The organism is Enterococcus sp. HMSC076E04, assembly GCF_001814285.1.
GTDB classification, from domain to species: Bacteria; Bacillota; Bacilli; order Lactobacillales; family Enterococcaceae; genus Enterococcus_B; species Enterococcus_B lactis.
In genome coordinates this window covers 1-22,182 of the sequence record NZ_KV815575.1, presented here as the reverse complement: position 1 = coordinate 22,182, position 22,182 = coordinate 1, and the positions used below count along the sequence as shown (strand labels likewise).

The window sequence follows — 22,182 nt, the reverse complement described above, 5'->3', positions numbered from 1 at the left end:
GACCTTCGGTATTAGCTCAAAAAACGGTAAAATATAAGGAACTATTTTTCCGTTTTTTCTCTCTAATACTCAAGTCAAGACGCTGATTTCACAACCTCTTGTTATAAATAAAAAAACAGTTGACTGGTGACTGTTCAAAAAGCAGGATCCTTGCTTTTCAAACGGTCGCAGTCCGTTCAACTGTTTCGCTGCGCACTATTTATGGTTTAAGAAACTAGCCACTTTTGTTGTAATCAAATCAATAGCAACGTGGTTTTCTCCGCCTTCTGGAACAATGATATCCGCATAGCGCTTCGTTGGTTCGATAAATTGATGATACATCGGTTTAACAACTGTCAAATATTGCTCGATCACGGAGTCCAATGTGCGTCCCCGTTCTTCCATATCCCGTTTGATACGACGAATAATACGAATATCATCGTCTGTATCTACGTATACCTTGATATCCATCAAGTCACGCAGACGTTCATCTTCTAAGATCAGGATTCCTTCTAGAATGATCACTTCTTTTGGTTCCTGAATGATCGTTGCCTGACTTCTTGTATGCGCTACATAGTCATACACGGGTTTTTCAATGGCTTTATAGTTCAGTAAGTCGCCTACATGCTGAATCAGCAGATCATTATCAAAGGCAAAAGGGTGATCGTAATTTGTGTTCAATCGTTCTTCAAAACTCAAATGGCTCTGATCCTTATAATAAGAATCTTGTTCAAGCATCATGATGGAATGGTCCGGGAAGTTGTTGAAAATCGCACGGCTGACACTTGTCTTTCCGCTTCCTGACCCACCCGTCACACCAATGATAATTGGCTTGCTTTTTGTCATTGACTAAAACCTCTTTCGTATCCGTTTTTTCATTCTAATCTATTATAGCGAAAAAACACGAAAATGCTATATTTTTCTGAAAATTAATCCTTTTCAATTTCCAATAATGAGTAAAGTTCTTCTAAAGAATCAATTCGATAAGTGGGTTGGATCTCTTCGATTTCCGGCAATTTGTTTTTATTGAACCAAATCGTATCGATCCCTGCCATGTTCCCTCCTTTGATATCAGAAGTCAGTGAATCACCAATGATCACCGTCTGCTTTTTATCAAGATCAGGAATGTGGGAAAATACATGATCAAAAAATTCTTTCATCGGCTTTTGCGCTCCGACAGCTTCTGAGACAAATATATCTTTAAAATAATCAAGCATTCCTGCATCTGTTAAACGCTGATATTGAGTATGCGACACACCGTTCGTTACAATATAAAGTTCGGCGTGAGGATGGAGCTTTTTCAGAAGTTCTAGACTTCCCGGAACAAGATCATGTCCTTGATTCAAGTAGTGACGATAGCGTTTCTCCATTTGGCGACTATCTACTGTTTTCCCAAATTGCTGGAAGAGTAATCCAAAACGACTGCCTGTTACTTCTTCTCGTGATAGTCTGCCCTTTTCAAATTCCTGCCATAAATGATGATTCAAAGCCTTATAGCTCGTTTTGATTTCTGGTGTCAATGTGATCCCTTGCTCTGCGAACAAAGCACTTAAAGCATTTGCCTCAGTTTGTTGAAAGTCTAGCAATGTATCATCAACATCAAACAATAAAGTGTTATATCTCATCTTTTTGATCTCCTATTTAAAATAAATACTTAACTTTTTCATCTCTGCTAGCGTCAACGATCGGTACTCGCCTACTGCCAACTGTTCATCTAATTCCAATGGTCCCATGCTTAACCGCTTCAATGCGATCACTTTCTTTCCTTGGGCTAAAAACATCTTTTTGACTTGATGGAATTTCCCCTCTTGGATCGTCAATAAAACGGTACTTTGGTGCTTGTCTGCTTTGAGTATTTTTAGATTAGCCGACTGGCATTGGTACCCATCAGCGAATACGATTCCTTTTTCAAATGCTGCTACGTCTGCTGATGTCACCCTTTCGTTCACCACTGCTTGATAAGTCTTTGAGACCTTTTTTTCAGGAAGGAGCATTTCATATCCCAATTGGCCATTCGAAGTAATCAGCAATAGTCCTGTTGTATCTCTATCCAGTCTTCCCACTGGATAGAGCGGCTGAAAACGATCGGCACTTGCAATCAGATCGATTACCGTCGTCTTTTCTGGATCTGACACAGCAGTCACAGCTTTTTTAGGCTTGTTGAGAAGATAGTAGGACTCATTTGTTTCTAAATGTTCACCTGCTACTTCAATCCGATGCAGCAAACTGTCTACATTTCGATTTTGTCGAAATTCGACTGTGCCATCGATCATCACTTGCTTCAAAGCAAACAGCCGCTTCATTTCCTTACGTGTCGTTTCTAATTTTTCTTCTATTAATTTATCTAAGCGCATACCGTTTCCTTTCTTATTACTAATAAGAATTATACCTTGAATATGTTTGCTTGCAAATAAATCATCAACGTTATTCCTTGACTTAACTAGCAGTTCGCGTTACGGTTAAAGAGTAAAGTGAATTGGATTTCTCATACACAGCGTAATGACCTGGTGGAGAAAAGTTGAATCCTGACTTTCTAAGGGGAGATGCGCACATCTCTCCTTTTGCGTTTTTTTAAGCGCCCTGCCTTCGATGATGTGCAAGAGATTAGCCTTTAGAATTCACTTAAATAAAATCTGTCCGTTACCAAAGCAGACAGTCACATTTTAAGGAGGAATTTTGGTTATGTCAGTATCATTAGAAGTAAGTAAAAGAGAAGTACGTCCCCGTTCATTAAGAAATAAACTTCGTCATGAAGGGAAAGTTCCAGCTGTTGTTTATGGGTATAAAATAGAAAGTACCCCTATCTCATTCGATGGTTTGACACTAAGCAAATTGCTGCGTGAACATGGAGCAAACAAAGTTATCACGATGGACATTGACGGACAAAAAGTCAATACATTGGTTCATAAGATCCAAACGAACACTTTTACTAATCATTTCGAACATGCAGAATTTCTATCTGTCAACATGTCGGAAGAAACAGAAGTCGAAACAGAAGTCGTTCTTGTTGGCGAATCAGTTGGTGTTAAATCGGGTGGAGTGTTAGCTCAAAACTTGTATACAGTAGTCGTATCTGCTACACCAGACAAATTGCCTGAACGAATTGAAGTCGACGTGACAAACTTGGAATTAGGCGATTCTATTACAGTAGCCGATCTTCCAAAAAACGACGATTACAAGTTCGTGACCGACAGTGAAGAACAAATTGCTGCTGTAGTCGCTCAAAGTGAAGAAGAAGAAAGCACAGGTGAAGGTGGCGAACCAGAAGTAATCGGTTCAAAAGAAGAATAATACTGAAACAATCAGGTGGTGTTAGAAGCGGCGGGTCAGCAGCTTTTAACACGCCTTTTTTATTTCTAATCGTTTATTTTCATATGGGGCTTCCGCTTTTGTAAATAGCTTTGCAAACGAAAAATGCTGATTTACCAAGCTTTCCCTCGCATATTTTTATGGTACCTTTATAAAAATTTATAGTTTGAAAAAAAGTATTCAATTATTGTTGCATTTTTCCTGATTCTTTATTAGAATGAACCCTCGTTAAAGTAAGTATTTCTAGTTTATCCTATGATTGATTATAAAAATAAAAACATTCGTTGATTCGAAGGAGGTTAACCAGATGTTTGAAAGTTTTGATAGCAGCCGCAACCGTTACGCTTCAGTTGGTGTAGTATCAAGTTTGCCAGATGAATTGATTGACAGTATATGGTTTATTATTGACCTAGATCTTAAGGGAGTCATTCCATTAGAAAATATATTAACCTTTGATTTGATCGAAAATCGTGGAAAAGTGACGATGCATTTTTCTCAAGCAGGAAGCAATGTGGAAATGGATATTGATTTGCCGTTTGCCTATTCGAACCAATTTCCTGCTCAAGTATACGCCTATGATGACGGTACGAGAGAAACGATCCTTTTACCAAGTGAGATCAGACAATATTAAGGTGATAGATAAACGTGGATGTCCCTTATTTACAGACCAGGCCAAGTTGTTGATTCTTTGACTCAATTCTTGGCTTCTTTTTATGGAATTTCATCAATTATCATTGATTTCTAATTGGTATTCTCAGGATAAACGCTATATACTACTAACTAAATTTTAAAGATATAAGGAGTTTAAAAGATGCGCGATTTAACAAAAGGAAGCCCCGCTAAACTGATTTTGCTGTTCACTGTTCCTTTACTGATCGGAAACGTTTTTCAGCAGTTTTATAATATGATCGATATGATCATCGTGGGTCAGACACTAGGTAAAAATGCGCTGGCAGCGGTTGGTGCAACTGGAAGCCTGACATTTTTGATCATTGGTTTTGCCCAAGGGTTAACAGCTGGTTTAGCCATTATTACTGCACAACGTTACGGTGCAAAAGATTATCGGGGTCTGAAGAAAAGTTTTGCTGCTAGTGTTGTTATTAGTCTTGTCGTCACTGTGATTTTAACTGTCCTGAGTCTCCTGTTTATTCGTCCGATGCTTCAGTTGATGCAAACTCCTCCTGAAATAATTGATCAAGCACAAACATTTATTTCAATTATTTTGTTAGGGATCTTTGCATCCGTCAGTTTCAATTTGCTTTCTAATGTCATTCGCGCACTTGGTGACAGCCGCACACCATTATTCTTTCTGATCATTGCGGTCATCATCAATGTCGTACTTGATTTGATTTTTATTATCTATTTTGGTATGGGTGTGGAAGGTGCAGCTATTGCTACCGTAATCGCACAAGTTTCTTCTAGCGTACTGTGTCTTGTGTATATCAAGAAAAAGATGCCTTTATTACAGTTACGCAAAAAAGATTTCAATTTTGACAAAGAAGAGTTTCGTGTACATCTAAATGCAGCTTTGCCAATGGCGTTCCAGTCTTCAATCATCGCTGTCGGTGCTATCGTATTACAAGCAGCGCTAAATAGCTTAGGGACAGATGTTGTGGCTGCTCAAGCCGCTGCTGGTCGTATTGATCAATTTGCCAATCAACCGATGATGTCATTTGGTATCGCAATGGCGACTTTCACTGCACAAAACTATGGTGCAAAGGAATATGGCCGAATCTTGCAAGGTGTACGACAAACTTTATTGATGAGTGTCGGATTTAGTCTTTTAGCAGGTGCTATCGTCATTTTCTTTGGACATTTCTTTGTTCAACTGTTTGTTAGCCCATCAGAAACACATGTATTTGAATTAGCACAAACCTACTTCAATATCAATGGGTCTCTTTACTGGATCTTAGCAGTCCTGTTCATTTTACGCTACACGCTTCAAGGTCTTGGACAAAGCAAGATTCCTACGATCGCCGGTATGATGGAATTGCTTATGCGTTCTTTTGCAGCTATCGTTCTTACAGGAATGTGGGGGTATCCAGGAGCCGCAGCAGCTTCTCCTCTAGCTTGGATCGGCTCTGTTGCTGTGTTGCTTTACTCTTACATGCGTTCGATGAAACAATTGAAACACATGGGTGAAGAGGAGCATTTCACGTTAGAACATGCCGAAGCAAGGTAACCTTGATTAAAAGAAATCGGTGCGGCTAAAAATGAAAACTTTTATTGAAAATATCTTCTTCGTTTACCGAAAACAGTTTTTTTAGATAACAAAAGGCTGTGACATTTTTTGTCACAGCCCTTTTTCATTTATTCTGCTTCTCTTTCCATGGTCTCTACTTTGAAATAATCGATATGTGCATGCTGGTATTCTAATACCGTGAAGCGAAATGAGGCAATCTCAATGATCGTTCCTGCGTTTATTTCTTTGTATCGGCTAGAAGCAAATCCCGCAAGTGTAGTAAAATTCGTTTCTTCAAACTCTGGAATCTCTACATGAAAATAACGTTGGAAATCATCTAATGTTAGTTTGCCGGAGACGATATAAGAGCCATCTGACTGTTCCGCTATCAACGCTTCGTCCAAATCTGTCTCATCCCGGATTTCCCCGACGATTTCTTCTAAAATATCTTCAATCGTCACTAAGCCGCTTGTCCCTCCATATTCATCTTTTAAGATAGCAATATGTTTTCCTTTTTTTCGCATGATCGTCAATAATTTTTTTATAGGGATCGTTTCAGTTGTGACGATTGGCTCTTCAATCAAATGTTCTACTGTCAGTTGGTCATCTTTATAAGATTGCTTGATCAAATCTGGTAAGGTAACATAACCTAGAACATTGTCTTTGGATTCTAAAATCACTGGATAGCGAGTATGTCCTTGCTCGATCGAAGCTTTTATCGCTTCTTTTACTGTTTCTGAAGCTTCGAATACTTGCATAGACGTACGATCTACTTGTATATCTTTTGCCAAGGTATCATCAAATTCAAACACGTTTTCCAAATAATGATATTCTTCTTTGGTCAACTCTCCTTTTTCATAAGAATTCAATGCGACTAATGTCAGCTCTTCTTGAGACAAGGTTTCTTCTCCTTCAGATACGAGGCGCACACCTAAAAGCTTTCCTAGACCCGCCGCCGAATGATTCAATACCCAAATAAAAGGAAACATTACTTTATAAAAATAATGAAGCGGTTTGACTACGAACAAGACGACCTTCTCCGTATTGACGATACTATAGCTCTTAGGAAGCAGTTCGCCAATAACCACATCGATATACGTCACTAAAATAAATCCTAGCGCCACAGAGATTGTACTGCTGATAGCCGAACTGAAAGGTAGTTTACCAATCACTGGTTCCAGTAGAGCCGCGACAGAGCCTTCACCGACCCACCCGATGATCAGACCGGTTAGCGTAATTCCTAATTGACTAGCTGATAAATAATTATCTAAATGGTGTGTAACATGAAGAGCTAGCTTGGCGTTCTTCACGTTTTCCTTTTCTAGTTGTTCCAATTTTGATCGTCTGATTTTCACTAAAGCAAATTCACTTGCTACAAAAAATGAAGTAATTGCGATCATCAAAAATAAAATAATGAAATTGATAACCATATTCTCCCGCCTTCCTCTTTTTCTATTGTACCCTTTTTCTACAAAAAGATTGAAAATAATGCGTATTTATATTAGGAATAAAAAAGGAGATGTGGCTGAAAAATGCCACATCTCCTTCTTACTCAAAAGCATTGCATTACTTGTTGCTAAACAGCTTTTTCATGATCTCTGATAAAAACGGTATTCAAAAGCTGAATTCAGATCAAAGCGCTACTTTCACAATCGCTCTTTCAACCATGTTTTCCGAGTATTTCCAATGATAAGCGGAACAGTTTCATGTTTTACTTCACTGTACTCTAGCCCAAACCATGTTTCTGGCGAGGTAGCGATTTTTTTGATTGCCAGTTTTGCCTGCATGATTTGACGCTGCCATTTTCCTAGAGTTGTCACATTGGAGACTACTTCATCAATCAGGACAAATTGGAAATCGCCAACTTCCCGTCCTGGTGTCAGAGAGTATCTTTGTGGCTGTTTTGGCAAACGGCCTTGTTTCATCAAATCATGGATGACTTGGCGAACATATACGTTGATTTCCTGTTGGACCCTGAAACCTAAGAACAGATTCACTTGGACAATAAAGTCGGTGCCCATCATATCTACTTGATATTCTTTCGTATATGGCTCATCCGTCACTTCCACATGAACAAACCAATAGACTCGTGCTCTTTTAGGTCGCTTATCTAAAATCGAATAGATAAACTGTCGTCCCACTTTATCTTCAGCCATATCAGGAACCAGAAAGACAACATTCGTCTGATAGATTGGTAAAGAAGTATCATCACGTAATTCTTTAAGCTGAGGGATATAATCTCTCAAAGACACATCCTCAGTTGACGATTCGCGGATGATGTTTCCTTGTTCCCAAATGAACATCACAACTAAGATGATCAAACCAATCAGAACGGCTACAAAACCGCCACGGAAGAATTTGACGACACTTGAGATAAAGAAAACGACTTCTATTGCACCAAAGAAAAAGGTAACTAAATATGCAAACCAACGAGAATGCCCATTTTGGATAAGATAAAAGTAAAGCAGTGCCGTCGTCATCAACATGGTCACCGTTATCGACAGACCATAAGCAGCTTCCATATGATGGGAGGTTCGGAATGTGACAACCACTAAAGAACAGGCGATCCATAGAATCAGATTGACTGCTGGGATATACATTTGCCCGATACTGTTCCCAGGATACATGATCTTTAATCGAGGCAGCAGTTTCAACTTGATGGCTTCCGAAACCAGCGTAAACGAGCCTGTAATCAATGCTTGCGAAGCAATCACCGCAGCAACTGTTGCAAAAGCAACGCCAATCACGATCCAACTTTGAGGCATCATTTGGAAGAATGGATTCAGGTTCTTGATTTGCTGTGCTTCAGGGTTTTGATAAACATTCAATAACCATGCAGCCTGCCCAAAATAATTGATAACCAAACAAATTTTGACGTAAGGCCAGCTCAAACGAATATTTCGTTTGCCGACATGTCCAAGATCGGAATAAAGCGCCTCTGCACCTGTCGTAGCCAAGAAAATATTTCCAAGAATGAACAAGCCTAGTTTGTTATCTGCACTAAAAAGCAGCTGGATTGCGTAATAAGGGTTTAATGCACGGATAACTGTCCAATCCTGGCTAAAATTCAGCAACCCCATTACTCCTAAAAAAGTAAACCAAGCGAACATGATTGGTCCGAATGCTTTTCCGACAATATCTGTCCCAAAGCGTTGGACCATGAATAAGACAAAAATAATAACTAAAGTGATAATGACGATCACATTCTGGTTATTACCGAACCGGTCAAAAAACTGCGGAATTCCCCGCAATCCTTCAATCGCAGTCGTTACCGTCACAGCAGGGGTCAATACCCCATCCGCTAGTAAGGCAGCTCCTCCGATCATTGCAGGAATGATCAAATATTTCCCACCTTTTCGGACAAGTGTGTAGAGTGAGAAAATTCCACCTTCCCCATGGTTATCTGCATTCAATGCAATCACGACATATTTGATCGTTGTTAGTAGAGTCAATGTCCAAAAAATCAATGAGACTGATCCGATAACAAAATCAGGATTGATTCCTGTCAATCCGCCATTATCTTCAACAATCGATTTCATCACGTAAAGCGGACTTGTCCCGATGTCTCCGTAGACGACTCCCATCGCTACAAGCAGGCCAGCCATTGATATTTTTTTGGTATTGTGCGTTGTTGCCACGTTTTCCCCCCATTTCTTGTTATATGGATATCCTTTAGGTAAGCTTGAATGATAGACGATATTCTTATCCATGACACCCGCTTTCCTAAATTGCTTCTAATTATCCAAGTAACACACTGAAGTGTCAACTTATTTGAATAAAATTATTCTTTCTTTGGTCGTTCCCTGATACGTCTTGCCACAAATGAATAAAGAGCAAGGCAAAAAATTGCACCCAATAATGCTGGGATCAAATAAAAACCGCCAAGTTCCGGTCCAAGCGGCCCTAGTAAAAATTCGCCAAGCCAGCTGCCTAAAAAGCCGATAATGATATTTCCAGATACACCACCTGGGACTTCCTTTCCCAAAATGGCACCAGCTATCAAACCTAACACACCGCCGATAAACAACGACCATAAAAAGTTCAGCATAGCCTTCCCCTCCTTCGTCCCTTTATCTCACTTTTATTTTACGCTTTATTTAGAAGGACTCCAAAAATATGCACCAAGAAATTTCAGCAAAAAGAGGTTGTGACAGAAGTGGTCAGCTTCAAGAAATAAGAAGGAATTTACGAAAATTGCTTCTCAAATTTTTGTGAAATTTCGGCTTATTTCCGAAGAAGCTACTTCTGGAACACCGTTTATTCGCAAAAAAGGACTGTGACAGTTTTTTGTCACAGTCCCCTTTTTTCGAATAATTGTTGTTCTCCTGCCAATTTCTTGATCACAAGACACAATATTCATAAGAATTAAAATTATTTTGCTTCGTTTTTCGTTGAACCATCTTCATTCAACATTGCTTTTCTTGACAGATTTACGCGTCCTTGTTTATCAATTTCAGTTACTTTCACAAGGATCTCATCACCTAGCTTAACAACATCTTCGACTTTATTGACACGATCGTTTGCCAATTGAGAAATATGGACAAGTCCATCTTTTCCTTTGATCAAGTTGACGAATGCACCGAATTTTTCGATACGGACAACTTTCCCTAGATAAACTTCACCGACTTTGACTTCTTTTGTCAGATCTTCGATGATCTTGATGGCTTTTTTGATCATTTCTGCATCAGCAGAAGCAATACTTACTTTTCCATCTTGATCGATATCGATTTTTACACCCGTTTCATCGATGATTCCATTGATCGTGTCTCCGCCTTTACCGATGACGTCTTTGATTTTAGCAGGTTCGATCTGGATCATTTCGATTTTTGGTGCATATTGGCTTAATTCTTCACGTGGAGCAGCAATCGTTGAAGTCAATTCTTCTAAGATTTCCATACGTGCTTGTTTTGCTTGCGTCAATGCTTCAGTTAGGATTTGTTCTGTGATTCCTTGGATCTTGATATCCATCTGCAAAGCAGTGATCCCATCTTTTGTACCGGCAACCTTAAAGTCCATATCGCCAAGATGATCTTCCAACCCTTGGATATCTGTTAAGATCGTATAGTTCTCACCATCAGAAACAAGTCCCATCGCAATACCGGCAACAGGTGCTTTGATTGGTACCCCTGCATCCATCAATGCTAACGTGCCAGCACAGATACTTGCTTGGGAAGAAGAACCATTTGATTCCAATACTTCTGCTACCAAGCGGATCGTATAAGGAAATTCTTCTTCTGAAGGGATTACTTGTGCCAATGCACGTTCTCCTAATGCGCCATGTCCGATTTCCCGACGACCTGGAGATCCTGCACGTCCTGTAGAACCAACAGAAAATTGAGGGAAATTGTAGTGGTGGATGAATCGTTTGCTGACTTCAACCCCTAGACCGTCAATGATTTGGTGTTCTCCTAAAGGTGCGAGTGTACAAGCAGATAAAGCTTGTGTTTGTCCTCGTGTGAACAATCCTGAACCATGTACACGTGGCAATAAGCTGACTTCTGATGACAATGGACGGATTTCATCCAATTTACGCCCGTCAGGACGGATTTTATCGATGGTAATCAATTCACGTACGACATCTTTTTCCAAATCTTCCGTGATTTGTTTGACTTCTTTCAATAAGTGATCTTCATCTTCGTGACCTGCAAATTTCTCAGCGTAAGCTTCACGAATATCGAGTTTCACTTGCTCAATGTTCTCTTCGCGAGCAAGTTTTTCTTCGGTCATTACTGCTGCTTTCATTGTAGCGTAAGAAGCATCAAAGATTTCTTTTTTCAATACTTCATCAACTTGCAGTAAAGTGACTTCCATTTTTTCTTTTCCTACTGCTTGAACGATTTCTTCTTGGAAAGCAACTAATTCTTTGATAGCGTCAAAACCAAACAGCAATGCACCAAGCATGTCTTCTTCTGAAACTTCTTTCGCGCCACTTTCAACCATGTTGATCGCTTGTTTCGTACCAGCAACAGTCAATTCGATATCTGTTTGTTCTGCTTGCTCTACCGTTGGATTCAAGACATATTCACCATTTACACGACCAACTTCTACACCTGCGATTGGACCATCAAATGGAATATCTGAGATTGATAGTGCTAAAGAAGAACCTAACATCGCTGCCATAGCTGGTGAACAGTCAGTTTCTACACTCATCACGATGTTCGTTACTTGGACTTCATTACGGAAGCCTTCCGCAAACATTGGGCGAATCGGACGGTCGATCAAACGGGCAGTCAATGTTGCTTCTGTACTTGGACGACCTTCTCGTTTGATGAAACCTCCAGGGATTTTCCCTGCTGCATACATTTTTTCTTCATAATTGATCGTTAATGGGAAAAAGTCTGTATCTTTTGCTTCTTTAGAGGCCACAGCTGCACTTAAGACCACTGTATCTCCATAACGGACTAAAACGGCTCCGTTTGCTTGTTTTGCTAGCTGACCGACTTCGATTTGTAAGGGACGGCCGCCCCATGTCGTTTTGAATACTTGTTTTTCTGACATAACTTCTCCTTTTCCTTCTCGTGAAAGCAAGACGCTACTAAACAAATGAAAACTGCTGAAAGCCGTTTTTTGAGCAGCTTTCATTTGGTTAGTAGGAGTCCATCTAGCTTGATCACGGAATTTTGCTTAATTGATATACGAGTAAAAAAAGTGAGATTCATGTGAATCCCACTCTTTTTGACTAAAATTAACGACGCAAGCCTAAACGTTTGATCAATTCGCGGTAACGTTGAACGTCAGTTTTACGTAAGTAAGCTAACAAGTTACGACGGTGACCAACTTTTTTCATTAGGCCGCGGTATGAATGATGGTCTTTTTTGTGCACGCGTGCATGTTCATTCAAGTGGTTGATTTCTTCAGTTAATACAGCGATTTGTACTTCTGGAGAACCAGTATCCCCTTCATGGCGAGCATATTCGTTGATGATTTCATTCTTGCGTTCTTTTGAAATTGCCATTTCTTTCACCTCTTTCGATTATTCCCCTGCGACTGAGTAAAACGTTGGTGATTCGCTTAACCAAGTGGCAGGCCGTGCGCCTAGAGCACACAGCTATACTTTACCTGAAACCGGGCTGGAAATCAAGTGGTTAATCATTAAGAAAAAGTAGTTTTCAAACAATCTTACTACTACTTTTCCATTTTTGTGGTAAACTATAATGCGAAAATAGACTTGAATATAGTCTTTTAAGAAAGGGGTACATATTCCATGATTACAATGGATGATATCATTCGTGAAGGAAATCCGACCTTACGCGAAGTAGCAGAAGAAGTTTCTCTTCCATTAAGCGAAGAAGATATCTCTTTAGGAAAAGAGATGCTTGAGTTCTTAAAAAACAGCCAAGATCCAATCAAAGCTGAAGAATTGCACTTACGAGGCGGTGTTGGCTTAGCTGCACCTCAATTAGATATTTCTAAAAGAATCATTGCTGTTCACGTACCAAGTGCAGACCCAGAGGTAGATGAACCTTCTCTAAGTACTGTTATGTATAATCCTAAAATTTTGAGCCATTCTGTTCAAGATGCTTGTTTAGGGGAAGGTGAAGGCTGTTTATCTGTTGACCGAGAAGTACCAGGATATGTCGTTCGCCATGCCAAAATCACTGTGTCTTATTATGATATGAATGGTGAAAAACACAAGATTCGTTTGAAGAATTATGAATCGATCGTCGTTCAACATGAAATCGACCATATCAACGGTGTGATGTTCTATGACCACATCAACGATCAAAATCCATTTGCATTAAAAGAAGGCGTATTGGTGATCGAGTAGAGACTTGGATTGATCCTTCGATTCTATGGCATAAGAAAGCTTTATAAAAGGGAAGTGACAGAAAATCGTCACTTCCCTTTTTATGTTTTGTCACTGACTGAAATCAAAATTACTAAAATCAAAATTCAGCATACGGCTGTGTCTTGGATAGAGATAAATTTTTATTGGGGATTATATGTTTTTTATCTCCTAAAAGATAGCTTTTATGTTTCGTTGCGCCTTCTTGGAGTTGGTTTAACCTCTGTTTTCTTGAATTTAGTGTTGCTATGCCCGTTGTTTGGGTGCGATTGTCTAGAACCTGTCCTGAGTTACTGTCTTGCCGATTTTCCCATGACTTTATTAACTGTCCCACTCGCTTCTTCCCTTGATTTTTATCGGTCTCTTGCTTCAATCCCTTTCTGTTTTCCCAAGAATCTACTTTTACCAACGGTTTTTCTGTTCGTGTATTCATACGCACGTTTTGTTTTGTTGGACTATTTGGTTGCCGATTGTTTGATTGATCATCCGCTTTATGTTGTACATTAGTTGCTGTTATGAAATCTGACAGCGGCTTTTGGTGATGGCGAGAAGCTAAATCAGTTAGTTGCGCTGACTTGTTTGGATGTAACCCTTTCGGCTGAGTCAACTGTTCCACTGGTCTTAGGTCCATGCCAAAGTCTTTGACACATGTTTTCCATAATTCAGGGTTCCTATCCATATACATCTTTTTATCATCTTTCTTGTCTATGCTTTCATCTCTTTCTTTCGAGAAAGGCTTTGTCTGTTCTGATGTAGCAAAATTGATGTTTTCCAGCGGAGTCTCACGTTCTGCCTTTGTATCAGAAGCCTCTTGTTGCCGAGTGATCACTGAATGTTTTTGCTCATTGGATAGGTCTTTTAGTTGTTGGGTGGGTTCCTTCTTAGCTACTTGAGTTGGAGCTAGTGTAAGACACGTTGTTTGACATTCCTCTTGCCACACCGTAGCAAGATCTTCGTCTCTTTCCCAAGGCATCTTTTCAACGAACTCTTTTTGCTCGTTATATAAATAAATCTTCCCCTCTAATCCTTCATTGTTGTGATATACATATCGGAGTACTTGACTAGAGTAGCTTCCTTCCACTCCATTAGCAATGTTACATTCCATCTCGTACACACTTTCTTGCCAATCTTCTACTATCATTATTAATTCAGTAGCATCCACACCACCATCAGCTGCATCCATTGCATGTAAAAATTCTGGATCATAGTAAAGGTTCAACTCAATCACCGGACTTGCTTTCGCTACTTCCACGGCTATTTGTCCTCTCAAGTTGTACAAATAATCATCGAATTTTTTCTTTTCAGAATCAATTGATTCACTATCAAAAGTTATATTCAGATTTTTACAGATATTCTCTAATTTAAGTTCTTCAAACTTTCTGCTAACCTTTTGGAAATCCTCCCATAAAGCCCATTCTTTTGTTTCAGGGGAAAGATATGCCGTAAAGTTTTCAAAGAATTGCTGTTGAATGTTCTTATCAGAAATCTGTGGTGCATGCTTAAACACAGTATCTGTTATAGCAGTTAAATAATTAGTGTAATGTTTTTCTTTGTACTGATCAAATTCCAATCCTTTGTCAATATATAAACTGATTTTTTGTTCTTTCTGTTTATCAGTGTCCATCTTGAACATCTCCTTTTTTCTGACTTGTTAAAAAGTATAGAACAGTTTACTTAAACAAAAAGAACTGCTTTTTCTTGGAAATAAAAAAACTGGCGTTTAAATTCCGCCAGTTCTTCGGTGTTATTTTTTTATGGAGCTTGTCATCCTTCGTACAAGATACCTGCTTCAGCTAGTTTTTGCTTGATTGTTTTCAGCATATGCTTTTCTGGGTAGCGGATCGTATGCAGATGGATTCCTCCTGTGAGTTCGGATAATAAAGAAGCATTGCTTTTTTGATAACGTCTCATAAATGAATCGATGTCTTGTGGCGTTTTAATGTGCAACGTGCCTGTTAGTTCACCGTAAAGCGGATGTTCTACGATCACATCAATGATTTCACCGCCATTTTCAACGATGAGTCTCAACTCTTCTTCTGTTTGATCTTTTCCATGCTGGACCGCGATTTTACTGATATGTCCAGTATTGGTTTCTTCTGTTTCAAGGATATAACCTCTTGCTGTTGCCACGATACTTTTACCTGCCGCTCGTAGTAAAGCAATATCACCGACAATAATCTGACGGCTGACTCCAAAAGTTTTCGCAAACTTGCTAGCACTCACTGGTTTTTCTGTATTTGCCAAGGTTTGCATGATTTGTTTTCGCCGTGCCTCTCCTTCGATCACACTTATTCCTCCTTCATTTTGTTTTGGTATTCGCGCGAGTGTTTCATCAAATCAACATATGTGTCTGTTATTGTTTCCATGTATCCCTTATTTTTCAGCAGTTTAGCCACTTTATCCAATACTTGCTGCTCTCTTTTTTCATCATAAACTGCTTGGTTTCCTTCTTTTTTTACTTGTCCTATTTTAGTTACTGTATCCATTCTTTTTTCTAATAAAGCAACTAATTCTCGATCGATCGTATCGATCTTTTGACGTAATGTTTCAAGAGACTCTTCTAACGGTTCTTCCTCTACTGTCTTGATGATACGAGCAGGATTTCCTGCAATCACTACATTGTCGGGGAAAGATTTGGTCACGACCGAACCTGCGCCGACCACTACATTGTTTCCTAGCGTGACACCCGGCGTGACGATCACGCCTCCGCCTAACCAAACATTATCACCGATTTTTATGGGTTTTGCGTACTCCAAACCACTGTTACGTTTCACTGGATGTAATGGATGTGTTGCCGTATACAGCTGGACATTGGGAGCGAACATGCAGTTATCACCGATTTCGATTGTGCTGACATCTAAAAATGTACAGTTGAAATTTGCATAGAAATTCTCACCGACAAATATATTATATCCGTAATCAAAATTGATAACTGGCTCCATATAGATTTTTTTCCCTGTACGACCAAATGTCTCTTTCAACAATTGGGATCGCAGTTCCGCTGATTCGGCTTGGTTGATGATTTGGCTTTGACTTCTTGCAAACATACGGTCGGCAACCAGCTCAGGATCATTGGCAAAATAAAGCTCGCCTGCAATCATTTTTTCTTTTTCTGTTTTGAATTCAGTCATAGTCTACTCCTAATTCTTGTATTTTTTTGAAAACAACCGCTCCGTCTTCCTGAATAAACGTATAAGGTTCCGCTAAATAAACAGGCGTTTGATTGATTACTAAAATTTTGGCTGACGGTTGGCGAAATTGTACCAGATCACAAAATGGATGAACTTGAAAACTCGTTCCAACAATGACGACCAGCTCTGCTTGGCTGACGGCGTAAGCCGCCTGCTCAATGACTTCATCTTGGAATCCTTCACCATATAACACGATGTTCGGGCGTATTTGTCCGCCGCATGCTTGATGTTTGTCGCTGTGAAGATATTCTTTCCAGTCTACTGTTTGCTTACATTTTCGACAATGACATTGATACAAACTTCCATGAAAATTGACGAGTTGCGGGCTTTTAGCTTTCGCGTGCAACCCGTCGATATTTTGCGAAACGACCCAGACATTTTTTTCTTTCGCTAAACGTGCCATTTCTAAATGAATAATATTTGGTTTTGCTTCAGGATGATAAATCTTTTTGACAAATTGATAGAATTTATCCGGTTCATTTACCATTGCTTGATGACTCAGCAAGTATTCCGGCTGTTCCATTCCGTGGTAGATTCCTGTCAGTGATCGATAATCTGGCACTCCAGAAGGTGTGGATACCCCAGCACCGGTCAAAAACGTGATTTTCTGATGAGTCAATATCTCTTTTGCTGCTTCGTCTACTGTTCCTTGTTTCATGTTTTGTCACCTCACTTTCCATTATAGCCCATACTCCAACAAATTTATTGTTGAAAAGTGTGAAAAATAGGAATAAAAAAGTGTGAGGTACATTTGAACAATTTATCACAATCCTCACTGACAAAAGAATGAAAACGTGTTACAATACTGCTGTATAAAAGTGAGGTGAATCGATATGTTACCATTCTTTATTTACTGGGGCGTTATTCTGGCTTGCATCGCCTGGTTAGCGTTAAGTGTTTATTTCTCTGTTTTTTACCTTGTACGCAAAGAAAATGGAAATCTTTGGGCTTTTGCTTTATTCAACGTGATTGCCGCCATTGTTTTAGCCATTACATTAGCCGTTTATCGAACATGGGGCTGGGGAATCACTCAATACTCAAGTTTGATTTATCTAATATTAGCCATTTACGGTGTCGTTGTTCTTTTGCAAGCGATCCTAGGACGCGAGCCAAAGAAAGCGGCTGCTTAAATAATCGAGGTGGAACTGGATGCAGAAAATTTTCTGTTTCAGTTCTTTTTTTATTGTGTTACATACATTTTTGTGTATAATTATACTATTGTTTGTAATGGATAGATGATTCACATTGTGATTGTTTTTTCGGTAAAAGTAAAGTTTTCTATATTTATCAGTATTTTTTCAAAAAACAGCAGTTATAGATTGACAAAGCCTCTCGAGTATCGTAAACTTTTTTTGTATAAATAACTGAATACGAGATGCCTCAATCAATGAGGTAGAGGTCGCGAGAATCATTAACCCTGTGGAGTGAAGCAAACATGGAGAAGCAGGAATAGGGAGGATCGCCGAAATGTACACTTTTTTGCTTGAAGTGTATGTTGGGACGCAAGTTAAGAGCTTGCGGACTGTCTTAGCAGTGATGCTAAGTTGCGCTATGTTTTGTGAGAGGTTTATCACCTTATGGAATTTTAGCGGCCTTTTTATATCTATAAATCGGTCGCTTTTTATTTTTTCAGATAAAGCTTTACCGCATTTCATCTAGACCGCTCGTGTATCATATAATCAGAAAGGGAGAAAAAAATGAAAAAAAATATGGTTTCAGTTGCCGTACTATTTGCTTTTGTCTTCTCACTATTCAGTGTGGGGTCTCTGGCAAATGCAGATGAAAAAACACCGAGCGATGAGTTTCGCGTAGGTATGGAGGCTGGGTATGCACCCTTCAACTGGTCTCAACAAACAGATGAGAATAACGCCTTGCCAATCCAAGGCCAAAATAGTTACGCCGGCGGTTATGATGTTCAAATCGCTAAAAAAGTAGCAGATGGTTTAGGGAAAAAATTAGTCATCGTCCAAACAAAATGGGATGGTCTGGCTCCTGCTCTTCAATCAGGCAAGATCGATGCGATCATCGCCGGAATGAGCCCTACTGCTGAACGACGAAAAGAAATTGATTTTACCGATCCTTATTATGAATCCCAATTAGTAGTAGTAGTCCAGAAAGATGGCAAATACGCAAAGGCAAAAAGTTTAGCAGATCTTTCTGGAGCAAAGATCACTGCTCAGTTAAATACCTTCCATTATACTGTGATCGATCAGATACCGGATGTGCAGAAACAACAAGCAATGGATAATTTCTCAGCCATGAGAACAGCGTTAGCTTCTGGAATGATCGATGGTTATGTCAGCGAACGTCCGGAAGGTGTAACGGCAACTAGTGTGAACAAAGACTTGGAGATGCTCGAATTCAGCGGTGCAGATGGCTTCCAGACAAACCCGGAAGATGTTCAGATTTCTGTTGGTATGCGTAAAGGCGACCCGGATATCCAAAAAGTAAACCAGATTCTTTCTGGCATCTCTAACGATGAACGAACAAAAATCATGGACCAAGCAGTCAAAGATCAGCCTGCTGCAACTGATAGTGAAGAAAAAACCGGCATCATTTCTGACTTCACTACGATTTGGAAACAATACGGCAATATGTTCTTACGAGGTGCTGGACTTACCTTGTTCATCGCATTGATCGGGACAGTTGTCGGTACCACACTTGGATTACTGATTGGTGTCTTCCGTTCGGTACCTGAATCAGGAAATGCACTGACTCGCTTCTTCCAAAAAATCGGAAATGCACTTCTTTCTATCTATGTCGAAATATTCCGCGGAACACCGATGATGGTACAAGCAATGGTCATCTTCTACGGTCTGGCACTCGCTTTTGGTATTTCGTTGAATCGAACGATTGCCGCTTTGTTTATCGTCTCTCTCAATACTGGAGCTTACATGACAGAGATCGTCCGTGGGGGGATTTTTGCAGTAGATGAAGGACAGTTCGAAGCTGCGCAAGCCATTGGTATGACCCATGGCCAAACGATGAGAAAAGTTGTTATTCCACAAGTTTTACGGAATATCTTGCCGGCAACGGGGAATGAATTTGTTATCAATATCAAAGATACAGCCGTTTTAAGTGTAATCGGCGTAGCTGATTTGTTCTTCCAAGGGAACTCTGCTTCCGGTGCGAATTTCCAATTCTTCCAAACATTTACGATCGTCGGGATCATCTACTTAGTCATGACCTTTACGATCACCAGAATCCTGCGTGCGGTAGAAAAGAAAATCGATGGCCCTTCTGCTTACACAAAGCTTGAAGAAATCGACAATTCAAATTTGCAGGAATAAGGAGGAAGAATCATGAGTGAAAAAATTATTGAAATCAACCATCTAAGAAAAAGCTTCGGTGAAAATGAAGTATTGAAAGATATCAGCGTGACAGTCAACAAAGGCGAAGTTGTGACGATCATCGGTTCTTCTGGTTCTGGTAAATCTACTTTCTTGCGCTGTATCAATTTACTAGAAAAACCAACAGGCGGCGAGATCATTTATAATGGAGAAAATGTATTAGCTCCTAAATATAATTTACCTAAATATCGAACGAATCTAGGTATGGTTTTCCAATCCTTCAATCTCTTCAATAATATGAACGTCTTGGAAAACTGTATGTCTGGACAAACAACTGTCCTGAAACGAGATAAAGAAACTGCCAAAAAAGTAGCAATCGAAAATCTGGAAAAAGTTGGTATGGATCGTTATGTCGAAGCTAAACCAGCACAATTGTCTGGCGGGCAGAAGCAGCGTGTCGCAATTGCTCGAGCATTATCGATGAATCCAGATGTATTGTTATTCGATGAACCTACTTCGGCGTTAGACCCTGAAATGGTTGGTGAAGTGCTTAATACGATCAAAGACTTAGCACATACTGGCTTGACGATGCTTATCGTGACGCATGAGATGGAATTTGCAAAAGATGTATCTGACCGTGTCATTTTTATGGATAAAGGTGTGATTGCAGAAGAAGGTACACCAGAAGATATCTTTGTCCATCCGAAAGAAGAACGTACAAAAGAGTTCCTTTCACGTATTTTAAATGCTTAGGATCAATCGCTGATTGGGACAGAGAGCTGCGGTGTTTACCGCAGTTCTTTTTTTGCGCCTACTCATAAAAGGTAAATTTCTGAAAATTTTGGAATCTTAGTTGTGTTTTTCAGAAAACTCTCTTAATATGGAAGTAATTAAACTTTTTTAGTTAGGATGATTTAAAAATGAATGAAGAGCAAGAACTGCAGCGTGGACTGAAAAATAGACATGTCCAACTGATTTCTATTGGCGGAGCAATTGGAACGGGGCTGTTTTTAGGTTCCGGAAAGTCTATCCAGCTAGCTGGCCCTTCGATATTGCTCGCCTATCTCATCACTGGATGCATCTGTTTTTTCATTATGCGTGCGTTAGGCGAACTTCTGTTATCAAACACTAATAACCATTCTTTTCTGGATTTTGTTGCAGAATATCTTGGTAAAAAAGCGGCTTTCATTACTGGTTGGACGTATTGGTTCTGCTGGGTATCGATTGCAATGGCAGATTTAACAGCCATCGGGATGTATGTTCGCTACTGGGCACCTGGTGTTCCTCAGTGGCTTCCCGAACTGATTGCATTAGGTCTTCTTCTTTGCTTGAATATGGTGGCTGTCTCGTTGTTTGGTGAGTTAGAGTTTTGGTTTGCCTTGATCAAGGTTGTAGCGATCATTGCCTTTATCCTCGTAGGTGCTTATATGATCCTTACCCACTATACGACAGATATTGGCACAGCCAGCATCACGAATCTATGGTCTCATGGCGGATTCTTTCCGACTGGTGCCAAAGGATTCATCTTGGCTTTTCAAATGGTGACCTTTGCTTTTGCTGGGATCGAATTAGTTGGATTAGTCGCTGGGGAAACAGAAAATCCTGAAAAAGTATTGCCGGAAGCTATCAATAATATTCCTATCAGGATCATCTTATTTTACTTAGGTTCTCTTTTTGTCATTATGGCCATCTATCCATGGAATAGCTTGAATCCAGATAATAGTCCATTTGTAGAGGTATTTTCGGAAATTGGGATCACGATTGCTGCATCCTTGATCAATCTAGTCGTATTAAGTGCAGCAGCTTCTGCCTGCAACAGCGCCATATACAGTACAGGACGTATGCTTCGTTCTTTAGCACAAGAAGGCAGTGCTCCTAAAAAATTCAAGAAGTTAACAACACATCATGTTCCAGGAAATGCTTTGACATTTTCTACGATCGTTATTTTCATTTCGGTTATCTTGAATTACGTGATGCCTAGTGAAGTATTCACACTCGTAAGCAGTATTGCCACTACTTGTTTCTTGTTTATTTGGAGTATGCTTGTCTACACGCATATGAAATATCGTAAAAGTATCATCGGCAAAAAAGCACATTCATTTAAAATGCCGCTGTATCCATTGAGTAATTATTTGGTCTTTCTTTATATGGCCTTTGTGTGTGTCGTCTTGTTCCTAGGAAAAGATACGAGAATCGCTTTATTACTGACACCTGTGTGGTTCTTGCTTCTATTACTGATCTATCATATGAAATATGAACGTAAGAAGTAAGAAAGAGGCTGTGACAGAAGTGGTCAGCTTCAAGAAATAAGAAGGAATTGACGAAAATTGCTTCTTAAATTTTTGTGAAATTTCAGCTTATTTCAAAGAAGCTACTTCTGGAACACCGTGAACCAGAGGTTGTGAAAAAGACGCTTAGTTTCGAGTAGTAAGAAAAATTTTGTGA

General features: G+C 39.6%; 20 protein-coding genes and 1 riboswitch. Of the genes, 8 read left to right on the top strand and 12 right to left on the bottom strand.

The window, feature by feature from the left end:
• Positions 1-195: 195 nt before the first annotated feature.
• From udk to HMPREF2961_RS02320, 3 genes are all read right to left on the bottom strand, one after another.
• Positions 196-825: a uridine kinase gene (gene udk, locus HMPREF2961_RS02330; RefSeq protein ID WP_002289751.1), complete on the bottom strand. Its 630-nt coding sequence runs from the start codon at positions 823-825 to the stop codon at positions 196-198.
• Between the two features lie 83 nt (positions 826-908).
• Positions 909-1,604 (bottom strand): YjjG family noncanonical pyrimidine nucleotidase, encoded by a 696-nt coding sequence (locus tag HMPREF2961_RS02325; protein WP_002315562.1) that lies wholly within the window; start codon positions 1,602-1,604, stop codon positions 909-911.
• Between the two features lie 12 nt (positions 1,605-1,616).
• Positions 1,617-2,333 carry a 16S rRNA pseudouridine(516) synthase gene (locus HMPREF2961_RS02320; protein ID WP_002315561.1) on the bottom strand — a complete coding sequence of 239 codons (717 nt, stop codon included), beginning with the start codon at positions 2,331-2,333 and terminating at the stop codon, positions 1,617-1,619.
• Between the two features lie 328 nt (positions 2,334-2,661).
• On the opposite strand from HMPREF2961_RS02320, the gene HMPREF2961_RS02315 reads away from it, so the two are divergent.
• The 3 genes from HMPREF2961_RS02315 (at position 2,662) to HMPREF2961_RS02305 (ending at position 5,470) form a co-directional block, all read left to right on the top strand.
• Positions 2,662-3,270, top strand: a complete 609-nt coding sequence (locus tag HMPREF2961_RS02315; protein WP_002315560.1) for a 50S ribosomal protein L25/general stress protein Ctc — start codon at positions 2,662-2,664, stop codon at positions 3,268-3,270.
• A 325-nt stretch (positions 3,271-3,595) separates the two neighbouring features.
• Positions 3,596-3,919, top strand: coding sequence for a DUF960 domain-containing protein (locus HMPREF2961_RS02310; protein ID WP_002289744.1), 324 nt, complete (start codon positions 3,596-3,598; stop codon positions 3,917-3,919).
• A 180-nt stretch (positions 3,920-4,099) separates the two neighbouring features.
• A complete protein-coding gene (locus HMPREF2961_RS02305) occupies positions 4,100-5,470 on the top strand; it encodes an MATE family efflux transporter (protein ID WP_002293436.1) in 1,371 nt (456 codons plus the stop codon).
• Positions 5,471-5,598: 128 nt separating this feature from the next.
• On the opposite strand, the gene HMPREF2961_RS02300 is transcribed toward HMPREF2961_RS02305, so the two are convergent.
• The 5 genes from HMPREF2961_RS02300 to rpsO form a co-directional block, all read right to left on the bottom strand.
• Positions 5,599-6,900, bottom strand: coding sequence for a hemolysin family protein (locus HMPREF2961_RS02300; RefSeq protein ID WP_002315558.1), 1,302 nt, complete (start codon positions 6,898-6,900; stop codon positions 5,599-5,601).
• A 216-nt stretch (positions 6,901-7,116) separates the two neighbouring features.
• A complete protein-coding gene (locus tag HMPREF2961_RS02295; RefSeq protein WP_002315557.1) occupies positions 7,117-9,108 on the bottom strand; it encodes a KUP/HAK/KT family potassium transporter in 1,992 nt (663 codons plus the stop codon).
• A 143-nt stretch (positions 9,109-9,251) separates the two neighbouring features.
• Positions 9,252-9,518: a GlsB/YeaQ/YmgE family stress response membrane protein gene (locus tag HMPREF2961_RS02290; RefSeq protein ID WP_002293441.1), complete on the bottom strand. Its 267-nt coding sequence runs from the start codon at positions 9,516-9,518 to the stop codon at positions 9,252-9,254.
• 323 nt (positions 9,519-9,841) lie between these two features.
• Positions 9,842-11,968, bottom strand: coding sequence for a polyribonucleotide nucleotidyltransferase (gene pnp / locus HMPREF2961_RS02285; RefSeq protein WP_002309766.1), 2,127 nt, complete (start codon positions 11,966-11,968; stop codon positions 9,842-9,844).
• 187 nt (positions 11,969-12,155) lie between these two features.
• The gene (rpsO, locus tag HMPREF2961_RS02280; RefSeq protein ID WP_002289282.1) at positions 12,156-12,425 is read right to left on the bottom strand and encodes a 30S ribosomal protein S15; all 270 of its coding nucleotides are present in this window, start codon (positions 12,423-12,425) and stop codon (positions 12,156-12,158) included.
• Positions 12,426-12,674: 249 nt separating this feature from the next.
• Here rpsO and def point away from each other — a divergent pair, with 249 nt between their 5' ends.
• A complete protein-coding gene (gene def / locus HMPREF2961_RS02275) occupies positions 12,675-13,238 on the top strand; it encodes a peptide deformylase (RefSeq protein WP_002293455.1) in 564 nt (187 codons plus the stop codon).
• Between the two features lie 118 nt (positions 13,239-13,356).
• Here the strand turns inward: def and HMPREF2961_RS02270 are convergent, their stop codons facing one another.
• From HMPREF2961_RS02270 to HMPREF2961_RS02255, 4 genes are all read right to left on the bottom strand, one after another.
• Entirely contained in the window at positions 13,357-14,880 is a 1,524-nt protein-coding gene (locus HMPREF2961_RS02270; RefSeq protein ID WP_070703893.1) for a hypothetical protein, read from the bottom strand.
• Between the two features lie 140 nt (positions 14,881-15,020).
• Positions 15,021-15,542 (bottom strand): transcription repressor NadR, encoded by a 522-nt coding sequence (locus HMPREF2961_RS02265; protein WP_002341084.1) that lies wholly within the window; start codon positions 15,540-15,542, stop codon positions 15,021-15,023.
• 2 nt (positions 15,543-15,544) lie between these two features.
• Positions 15,545-16,387: a chorismate mutase gene (locus HMPREF2961_RS02260; protein ID WP_025477291.1), complete on the bottom strand. Its 843-nt coding sequence runs from the start codon at positions 16,385-16,387 to the stop codon at positions 15,545-15,547.
• Positions 16,380-17,105 carry an NAD-dependent protein deacylase gene (locus tag HMPREF2961_RS02255; protein ID WP_002315553.1) on the bottom strand — a complete coding sequence of 242 codons (726 nt, stop codon included), beginning with the start codon at positions 17,103-17,105 and terminating at the stop codon, positions 16,380-16,382. Before HMPREF2961_RS02255 ends, HMPREF2961_RS02260 begins: the two co-directional genes overlap by 8 nt.
• Positions 17,106-17,280: 175 nt before the next feature.
• Between HMPREF2961_RS02255 and HMPREF2961_RS02250 the strand changes: the two genes are divergently transcribed.
• From HMPREF2961_RS02250 to HMPREF2961_RS02235, 4 genes are all read left to right on the top strand, one after another.
• The gene (locus tag HMPREF2961_RS02250) at positions 17,281-17,577 is read left to right on the top strand and encodes a hypothetical protein (protein ID WP_002293448.1); all 297 of its coding nucleotides are present in this window, start codon (positions 17,281-17,283) and stop codon (positions 17,575-17,577) included.
• 255 nt (positions 17,578-17,832) lie between these two features.
• A riboswitch (Lysine riboswitch) is annotated at positions 17,833-18,007 on the top strand.
• A 137-nt stretch (positions 18,008-18,144) separates the two neighbouring features.
• Positions 18,145-19,737 (top strand): ABC transporter permease subunit, encoded by a 1,593-nt coding sequence (locus HMPREF2961_RS02245; protein ID WP_002329735.1) that lies wholly within the window; start codon positions 18,145-18,147, stop codon positions 19,735-19,737.
• A gap of 12 nt (positions 19,738-19,749) precedes the next feature.
• The gene (locus HMPREF2961_RS02240; RefSeq protein WP_002293446.1) at positions 19,750-20,490 is read left to right on the top strand and encodes an amino acid ABC transporter ATP-binding protein; all 741 of its coding nucleotides are present in this window, start codon (positions 19,750-19,752) and stop codon (positions 20,488-20,490) included.
• Between the two features lie 167 nt (positions 20,491-20,657).
• Positions 20,658-22,007 carry an amino acid permease gene (locus tag HMPREF2961_RS02235; RefSeq protein WP_002293445.1) on the top strand — a complete coding sequence of 450 codons (1,350 nt, stop codon included), beginning with the start codon at positions 20,658-20,660 and terminating at the stop codon, positions 22,005-22,007.
• The last annotated feature ends 175 nt before the right edge of the window (positions 22,008-22,182 follow it).